The sequence below is a fragment of the Candidatus Methylomirabilota bacterium genome (assembly GCA_027293415.1).
Taxonomy (GTDB): Bacteria; Methylomirabilota; Methylomirabilia; order Methylomirabilales; family CSP1-5; genus CSP1-5.
Map to the genome: position 1 here is coordinate 1 of JAPUFX010000087.1, position 3,483 is coordinate 3,483.

Genomic DNA, 3,483 nt, shown 5'->3' on the forward strand with positions numbered 1-3,483 from the left:
TTTCTCACTAGTATTCCGCGCTGGTGCGGCACTTCCGCTAGGGGGGCAGGCCCCCCTTCGGCGCTCGGCGTTCGCCTCGCTGAGCACCCCCCAGGCGTAGGGGAGCCTCTCCCCTACAACCCCTCAGTGCCCCCGGCGGAAACCCTGGGGTGCTTAGGAGGAGTGAGTTGGAGGGGCACTAGTGCGATCCGCCCAACAGGGAGGACGAAGCCGGAGGGGTGACGGGCGTCGTAAAGGTAAAGGTGCTTCCCCGATCCTCACCCTCGCTCTCCACCCAGATCTCGCCCCCCTGAAGCTCCACGAGCCGTTTGGCTAGGGAGAGACCAAGACCGACTCCAGGGATCCGGCGGGCGACAGCATTCTCCCCTCGTCCAAAGGGGTCAAAGATCCGCCCCCGATCCTCCGGGCGGATTCCAATGCCGTTATCCTTCACAGAGACGGCAACGGTATCGGAATCCTTAACGCGGGCTGCCATGACGACCTCGCCTCCTTCGGGCGTGAACTTGATTGCATTAGAGACCACATTAAGGAGGATCTGTCTGAATTGGTGGAGATCACCCCGGATTGGCGGGAGTCCTGACTCTCCGTCGACCACGAACCTGATTCCGTGTTGTGTCGCTTGAGGAGCCATGAGGGCACCCACCTCCTCCATAACAACGAGGGGACTAAACTCGTCGAAGAAGACAGTCCTTCGACCGGCATCGACGGCGGCGAGTTCCAGCAGGTCATTGGCCAACTTCAAGATTTGCTGGGCACTGCCATAGATATTTTGCAGATATTGCTGCTGGCGTGCGGTGAGGGGGCCAACTCGCTTATCCTGGAGAAGCTCGGCGTACCCCAGAATCCCCGTGAGCGGTGTCCTGACTTCCTGGGAAAGTTGGGAGAGGAACTTGTTCTTGTGGTTATTGACCTCGAGGAGCTGTTGGTTCTTCTGGACCAGCTGATCATGGAGCCGGGCGTTTTCCAATGCCGTGGCCGCATGATTCGCAATCGCGGAGAGGAGGGCAAGATCTGCCTCCCCAAAGGGGGTTCGGTCGATCCGGTTAATCAGCTGAATCACCCCGAGAACCCTGTCTGCGGTCTTCACCGGCACGCAAAGCATCGAACGAGTCACGAAGCCGGTCATGGCATCAACCCTGGATGAAAAAAGCGGATGCTTCCTGACGTCGGGGAGTACGAGCGCTTCACCGGTAGAGGCAACCCAGCCGGCGATCCCCTCTTCCGCCGCGATGCGCAGCCCCTGGAGCAACTCACGCCCCTCCCCCAGGACCACCGCGAAGGTCAGCTCTCCTGTCTCCTCCCGGAGGAGGAGGGAGCCGGCCTCAACCTTCATCAGCTCCCCCACCTGCTCCATCACCAATTTGAGAAGTACAGGAAAATCCAGTGTGGACGTGAAGGCCGACGTAACCTGGTTGAGTACCGAAAGTTCGTGAAGCCGCTGGTGGACAGGGCTAATATCCTGGAGGATCATGACCGCCCCGGCCGCTTCGTCCTCATCCACCAAGCCGGTCATGGTCACCTTGAGGATCCGCCCGCTGTGTGGAAATTCGAACTCCTCCCGCCCTCCAGACTGCTCCATCCGCCGAACCGCTTCCGGGATCGGATCACCAAAGATGGAAAAGATGGAGATCCCCACAAGTTCGGTTTCCGATCGCCCCAGAAGATGGACACCAGCCGGGTTGACGTACACCACCTGATGGGACTTGTTAAACTCGATGACGGCCTCTCCGATCGCCGCCAGTAACGTGTCCAGGTGTCTTTTTATCGAAAGGAGCTCTCGGGCGAGGACTGGGGGTCGTTGCTCTTGAAGACCAATCACGACGGGGGAACCCGGTTCCACCCCGTCTGTTTCGAATCGCCGGAGCACCTCCAGGAGGTCCGCTATCATGCCATCCATTCGCCCCTTGGCAATGTAGGCATTCGCCCCCAACTCCTGGAGGTCTTGAAAGCTGGCAAGACCCTCGGCCATGGTCGCGGTGACCATGACGATGGGAATGTTACTCAGTTGCGGATCTTCCCGGACATGGCGGCAGAGCTGTCGGCCATCCATCACGGGCATGATGAGATCCGTCACGATGAGATCTGGGGTAGAGACTCGGGCCTGCTCTAAGGCCTCAAGACCGTTCCGAGCCTTGGAAACGCGAAACCCCTCCTCACCAAGAGCGTCTCCCACTCCCTCGAGGATGAGCTCGTCGTTGTCAACGATAAGGATTTCCATTAGCACGCGATGCCTTTGGCGAGAATTGGAATCCAAATCCGGAAAGGAATGTAGCAAGCTTTGTGCCACTTAGTGGTGCCTGAGGGGGGAGCCCTTGCGCGTGCAACATACGCAAAATAAAGGGGCGAATCCTGCAGGATTCGCCCCACTAGACCAAGGGAACAATAGACCGCAGTGTTGCATTGGCCCAATTTTCCATTGTCCAATGCTCTGCAAATGTTAAAGCCCGGGGGTGTCCCGGGCTATTTCGTCTCCGAAGGCGGAGATGGCGCCCGGCTATGAGCGCCGCTTGCTGACGTGCTTCAGTCTTGCGGCGCCCCCAACGATCAGAGCCCTCTTCTTGTTGCGACTCCACCGCTTGAGCTGCCGCTCTCGTCCGGTCGCTTTCTCAAGCGAGTCGTAACTCTCCGAGTAGACCAGTTGCACGGGTCTTCGTAGAAAGGTGTATTTGGAGCCTCGGCCGTTGTTGTGCGCATTCTCTCGGTCTTGGAAGTCCTCTGTCAATCCGACATAGTAGCTGCCGTCCGCGCAACGTAGGATGTAGACGTGAATTGTGTCCGACATGAAGCCCTTCGACTCGCTCCCTGTCCTCGGCAGGCTCGGGGCACGTCGGTGGCTCGCTCAGGGCACCATTCGACGCGCGAGAAGCGGCTCCCCAGCCGCAGATGGCCTGCCATGAGCCCCTCGACTCCGCTCGGGACAGGCAAGCGATTGGTAGCCTATGTTGTCTCGAAACAAGAGCCGCCTCCCACAGTTTCTGAGTTGCGCAGCTTTCTTAAAGAGAAGCTGCCTGAGTATATGATTCCCTCTGCTTTTATGTTCCTGGACGCTCTGCCTCTAACACCCAACGGCAAGGTAGACCGCCAGGCACTTCCGGCACCTGACCAGTCCAGGCCTGATTTGGAGAAAGTCTTCGTAGCCCCTCGTACTCCGGTCGAAGAAGAAGTGGCACGATGCTGGGCTGAAGTCCTTGCAATTGACCAAGTCGGTATCCACGACAACTTTTTTGACCTTGGTGGTCACTCCCTTTTAGCTACCCGCGTCATTTCACGATTGATCAAAGTATTTCAAATGGAGCTCCCTCTGCGGTCTATTTTTGAGTCGCCCACTGTGGCAGGTATGGCGATAGTGATCATACAGAATCAGGCGAAGGAAGCCGGGCCGGAAGACCTAGCCCGCTTGATGACTGAGTTAGAAGCACTCTCGGATAAAGAAGCAGAACGACTCTTTGCTGAAGAAAGCGCAGGGGACAGGAAACTCTGAAA

Annotated in this window: 3 protein-coding genes; 1 reads left to right on the top strand and 2 read right to left on the bottom strand. The window is 58.0% G+C overall.

The window, feature by feature from the left end:
- Positions 1-178: 178 nt before the first annotated feature.
- Both O6929_06790 and O6929_06795 read right to left on the bottom strand, forming a co-directional pair.
- Positions 179-2,218 carry an ATP-binding protein gene (locus tag O6929_06790; GenBank protein MCZ6480092.1) on the bottom strand — a complete coding sequence of 680 codons (2,040 nt, stop codon included), beginning with the start codon at positions 2,216-2,218 and terminating at the stop codon, positions 179-181.
- A gap of 276 nt (positions 2,219-2,494) precedes the next feature.
- Positions 2,495-2,782, bottom strand: a complete 288-nt coding sequence (locus O6929_06795) for a GIY-YIG nuclease family protein (GenBank protein ID MCZ6480093.1) — start codon at positions 2,780-2,782, stop codon at positions 2,495-2,497.
- 111 nt (positions 2,783-2,893) lie between these two features.
- Here O6929_06795 and O6929_06800 point away from each other — a divergent pair, with 111 nt between their 5' ends.
- Entirely contained in the window at positions 2,894-3,481 is a 588-nt protein-coding gene (locus O6929_06800; GenBank protein ID MCZ6480094.1) for a phosphopantetheine-binding protein, read from the top strand.
- Positions 3,482-3,483: the final 2 nt, after the last annotated feature.